The sequence below is a fragment of the Henriciella sp. genome (genome assembly GCF_049649345.1).
Classification (GTDB): domain Bacteria; phylum Pseudomonadota; class Alphaproteobacteria; order Caulobacterales; family Hyphomonadaceae; genus Henriciella.
Window position 1 is genome coordinate 1 of sequence record NZ_JBARZC010000445.1, and the last position, 4,838, is coordinate 4,838.

The following is a 4,838-nucleotide window of genomic DNA, read 5'->3' on the forward strand; positions in this document are numbered from 1 at the left end:
CACGCAGCCTCGCCCGCGCGCCCCGAGCGCAGACCGCCTGCCCCGGCCCTGGCACTGGTCGTTCCGGGCCGTGGACGTCGGCAGCTACAATGCCGCCCAGCTCGACGCCTTTGCTGAGCGCACAGAGCGGCCCGCGCCGCCGCCTCCCGGAATTACCCTGATTTTAGCCCGTTATCACCGGCTCTCTGCCCTGGTTCTGGACCCTGTACCGGCTGCCCGGCGGCTCGCCAAAAGAATTCACGCCATGCGCGCGGCGCGCCGCGTGCCCCTCGTCACTCTGCCCATGAGGCGCACCCATCGCCTGCCCGCAGAGCTCGGCCTGATGGCCAGCTTCCTGCCGCGTGAGGTCAATGACGCCATGTTCGCCTTCTTCGACACGGGCTGAAACTGGGGGAAATTTTTGTGAGTTTGCCGCAGATTCTGGAGAGTCTGTGGCTGGGAGCGCAGGCGTTAGAAGGATGTTACCCGTGACGGGCTAATCCAGATCGGAACCGCATCTTAGCGCGGCAGCTCATTGTTGAGCTTCAAAACATCGCCGGCAAGATAGAGCGAGCCGCAGATCAGGATGCGCTCGGCGCCCGCCTCGACAGCGGCTTTTATCGCGGCCTCGAAGCTCTTACACGCGGTCGCCTCGACCCCGGCGGCCTCGGCATCGCGGGCGAGATCTTGCGCCGTCGCGGTAAATTCATTGTCCTCGACCACGGTGGTGAAGATTTTGAGGCCGGGGCGGGCGAGCTCGCGGAAGAAACCTGTCGCATCCTTGGTGGCGAGCATCGCAGCGACGAGCATGGTGCGTTTTGCGGGCTCCTCGCGGTCAAGATCATCCAGCGTATCTGCAATGGCTCTTGCGGCATGCGGATTATGCCCGCCATCGAGCCAGACCGGGCGACCGCCGGCCAGGTCGGTGACCGGGCCGTCCGAGAGCCGCTGCATCCGGGCCGGCCAGTAGGCCGTCGCGCAGCCTGTGAGAATGGCGCGCTCTGTAATCGCCGGATGGCCCCAGGCCTTGAGCGCGCTGGCCGCGAGAGCGGCATTGGCGAACTGGTGCTTGCCCGCAAGGCCGAGCGGGGGAAACATGGAGGACACATCGCGCGCCTTCAGGAACGCGACATCAACGCCGAGCCTGGCAGCTTCCAGACAGATCGCAGCCTCGGCTTCGGGCCGCTGGATCGCGGAGACCGCCTTGCATCCCGGCTTCAGAATGCCCGCCTTGTCGCGCGCAATCTCGGCGATCGTATTGCCGAGGAACTGCATATGGTCAAAGTCGATCGGCGTGATGACAGAGACCGCGCATTCCTCGATGACATTGGAGGCATCATAGCGCCCGCCAAGGCCGACTTCGAGGATGAGAAGGTCGGCGGGGACTTCATGGAAGGCGAGGAAGGCTGCGGCCTGTGTCGCCTCGAAATGGGTGATGTCGCGGCCCTGAACGGCGTCCTCGACGCGCGAGAGGTAGCCGATCAGCTGCTCGTCGGAAATGATCTCGCCGGCGAGGCGAATACGCTCATTGAAGCGGACGAGATGCGGCGATGTCGAGACATGCACCCTGAGGCCCGCGGCCTCGGCCATGGCGCGCATGAAGGCTGTCGTCGAGCCTTTGCCATTGGTGCCAGCGACATGAATGGTTGGCGGCAGATCGAGATGCGGATTGCCCAGCGTTTCGAGCACGGCAAGCAGCCGGTCAAGCGTTAAAATGCGGTCTGTCGGATTGAACCGTTCGAAGCGTTTCAGCGCCGCCTCGACGGCGATCTTCGCGTCGATCAAGCTTTCTTGCCCTTTTTGACCGGCGCAGGCACATCCGCGGAAGGCGCCTTGACCGGGCCGATCGCTGTCGTGTCAGTGCGGCGCTTGGGCAGGAGGTGTGTCAGAAGGCGGCCCAGTGTTTCTTTCAGTTCACGGCGATCACAGACAATGTCGACCTGCCCCTTCTGGCGAAGGAATTCAGAGCGCTGGAAGCCGTCCGGCAGCTTCTCGCGAATGGTCTGCTCGATGACACGCGGGCCGGAAAAGGCGATCATCGCACCAGGTTCAGCGATATGGACATCGCCCAGCATCGCGTAAGAGGCCGAGACCCCGCCCGAGGTCGGATCGGTGAGAATGACGATATAGGGCAGGCCCGCCTCGCGGACCTCGTCAATGGCAAGCGTTGTGCGCGGCATCTGCATCAGCGACAGCGTGCCCTCCTGCATGCGCGCACCGCCTGAGGCTGTGCAGACGACGAAAGCGGCCTTGCGGGCCACAGCCAGCTGGGCTGCAGCGATAAACGCTTCGCCAGCCGCCATGCCGAGCGAGCCGCCCATGAAGGCAAAATCCTGCACCAGGATCACGGTCGGCTTGCCGTTCACGCGGCCAAAGGCGGCGGCCATGCAGTCATCCTGCGCGACAGGCGGGCTACCTTCCGGGCTCTCTTCCTTCTCGCGACCGGCCAGCTTGTTCTTGGCGGCCTTGAGGCGCGACGGATAAGCCTTGTCATCTTTGAATTTCAGCGGGTCCTGCGCGACCGGTGGAAGCGGCAGAGGTTCCCAGCGCTCCTCATCGAAAAAGAGTCGGAAACGGCGGCGCGGCGAAATCCGCAAATGCGCGCCAGCAGGGGTAACATACCAGCTCTCTTCGAGGTCCGAGCGATAGACCAGCTCGCCCGATTTCGGGCATTTGACCCAGAGATTGTCCGGCGTGTCCTTTTTAGAGGACAGGAAGGTCTTGAGACCCGGTGTACGGAAATTGGTTAGCCAGTTCATGACGTCAGGACTCCCTGAATTGGTCGGTCCACTCAGCTAGGCGCTTGTAAGCGCTGATGAAAGCTCCTTCGCCAGCCCCCCTACGCGATCGGCTATAGACCCGCGCGCGCCCGACTCAAGAGCTAAACGCACATGATCTACGAAAGCGGAGCCGACGACAACCCCATCAGCGATACGCGCCATGGCGGCGGCCTGTTCCCCGGTGCGCACACCAAAGCCGACGCAGACCGGCAGGCCGGAGACCCGGCGCGCCCGCTCAACGCCTTCGCGGATATCCTCCGGGTCGGCTGACCCTGTCCCCGTTACACCAGCGACAGCGACATAGTAGAGAAATCCTGAAGCACCTTCGGCGACCTTGGCGATGCGCTTTTCCGTTGTTGTCGGTGTGGCGAGCCGGATGACTGAAATGCCATATTTTTCATAGGCCTGGCGCAGCTCATGATCCTCCTCGGGCGGCAGGTCGACAATGATCGTCCCGTCTATCCCCGCTTTCGCGGCGGCCTCGGCAAACGCGGTATAGCCCATATGGAAGACAGGATTGGCATAGCCCATCAGGATGAGCGGCGTGTCCTTGTCAGTCTCACGGAACCGCGCAGCGAGCGCGAGAACATCGGTCAGCTTCGTCCCGGCCTTCAGGCTGCGCTGGCCGGCCAGCTGGATCGCCGCGCCATCGGCCATCGGATCGGTAAAGGGCGCGCCGAGCTCGATAATGTCCGCGCCATTGTCGCGCAGCGCGCAAAGCGCGTCATAGCTCGCTTCAAGATCCGGATCGCCCGCCATCATATAGGTGACAAGCGCAGCGCGGCCCTCGGCGCGAACCTTTTCGAACCGGTCGGTTATCCGTTGTGTCGGCATTATTCAGCAGGCTCTTTCGTATTGTCGCCCAGCCAGGCAGCGAACGGCAGCGGCATATGGCTCAGAGGCATCGCCACCATAGCCGGGACGTCATAGGGGTGGAGCTCTGTGACGAGCTTTTCGAGCTCTGGCCAGCAGGCGGAGACCGATTTCAGCCAGAGGACATGCTCGAAAGCTTGCTCGACCACCCCTTTCCAGAGATAGGTCGACGCCACAGGCCCATCGATATTCGCGCAGGCTGCGAGCCGCCGCTCGACAGCGGTGTCAGCGATCTTGTGCGCCACATCGGTGGACGGGCAGGTTATGCGGATGAGAAGTGCGTCGGTCATGATTAAATCTCCATCCCCAGATGCTCGGCGACCGAGAAGATGTCCTTGTCCCCGCGCCCGCAGAGATTCATGATCAGAATCTGGTCCTCGTCCATGCTCTCGCACACATCGCCAAGCCTCGCGATCGCGTGGGCAGGCTCCAGCGCCGGGATGATGCCTTCAAGCCGTGTGCAGAGCTGGAAGGCTTCGAGGGCTTCCTTGTCGGTACAGGTGAGATATTCGGCCCGGCCCGTATCGCGCAGGAAGGCATGTTCGGGCCCGATACCCGGATAATCGAGCCCAGCCGAGATCGAGTGCGCATCAATGATCTGGCCGTCCTCGGTCTGCAAAAGGTAAGTCTTGTTGCCGTGCAGGATGCCGGGCTTGCCGCCATTGAGGGCTGCCGCATGCTGGCCGGTCTCGAGGCCGTGGCCAGAGGCCTCAACGCCGATCAGCCGCACGCCCTCATCCTCGATGAAGGGATGAAACAGGCCGATTGCATTCGATCCGCCGCCGATACACGCCATGACAGCATCCGGCAGGCGGCCTTCGCGCTCCATGATCTGGCGCTTTGATTCCTTGCCGATGACGGACTGGAAGTCGCGCACCATCTCCGGATAGGGGTGCGGGCCGGCGGCCGTGCCGATGACGTAAAACGTGTCATGCACATTGGTGACCCAATCACGCAGCGCCTCATTCATGGCGTCCTTCAGCGTGCCGGTGCCCGATGAGACCGGCACGATCTCCGCGCCGAGCAGCTTCATGCGGAAGACGTTCGGTTTCTGGCGCTCGACATCGGTCGCGCCCATGAAGACGGTACACGGCAGACCGAAGCGTGCGCAGGCCGTCGCCGTCGCCACGCCATGTTGCCCCGCGCCGGTTTCCGCAATGATGCGCGTTTTTCCCATACGCTTGGCGAGCAGGCATTGGCCTAGGG

6 protein-coding genes are annotated in these 4,838 nt (G+C 63.1%); 1 reads left to right on the plus strand and 5 read right to left on the minus strand.

What is annotated here, in order from left to right; genetic code table 11:
• The coding region (locus WA989_RS12335; protein ID WP_424340794.1) for a hypothetical protein at positions 1-385 on the plus strand (385 nt) is incomplete at its 5' end.
• 113 nt (positions 386-498) lie between these two features.
• Here WA989_RS12335 and WA989_RS12340 read toward each other — a convergent pair.
• From WA989_RS12340 to trpB, 5 genes are all read right to left on the minus strand, one after another.
• The gene (locus WA989_RS12340) at positions 499-1,764 is read right to left on the minus strand and encodes a bifunctional folylpolyglutamate synthase/dihydrofolate synthase (protein WP_424340795.1); all 1,266 of its coding nucleotides are present in this window, start codon (positions 1,762-1,764) and stop codon (positions 499-501) included.
• The gene (locus WA989_RS12345; RefSeq protein ID WP_424340796.1) at positions 1,761-2,738 is read right to left on the minus strand and encodes an acetyl-CoA carboxylase carboxyltransferase subunit beta; all 978 of its coding nucleotides are present in this window, start codon (positions 2,736-2,738) and stop codon (positions 1,761-1,763) included. Before WA989_RS12345 ends, WA989_RS12340 begins: the two co-directional genes overlap by 4 nt.
• Before the next feature lie 36 nt (positions 2,739-2,774).
• Positions 2,775-3,593: a tryptophan synthase subunit alpha gene (gene trpA / locus WA989_RS12350; protein WP_424340797.1), complete on the minus strand. Its 819-nt coding sequence runs from the start codon at positions 3,591-3,593 to the stop codon at positions 2,775-2,777.
• Positions 3,593-3,922: a divalent-cation tolerance protein CutA gene (gene cutA / locus WA989_RS12355; protein ID WP_424340798.1), complete on the minus strand. Its 330-nt coding sequence runs from the start codon at positions 3,920-3,922 to the stop codon at positions 3,593-3,595. Before cutA ends, trpA begins: the two co-directional genes overlap by 1 nt.
• 2 nt (positions 3,923-3,924) lie before the next feature.
• Positions 3,925-4,838 (minus strand): tryptophan synthase subunit beta (gene trpB / locus WA989_RS12360; protein WP_424340799.1); only part of this gene is annotated, 914 nt, incomplete at its 5' end.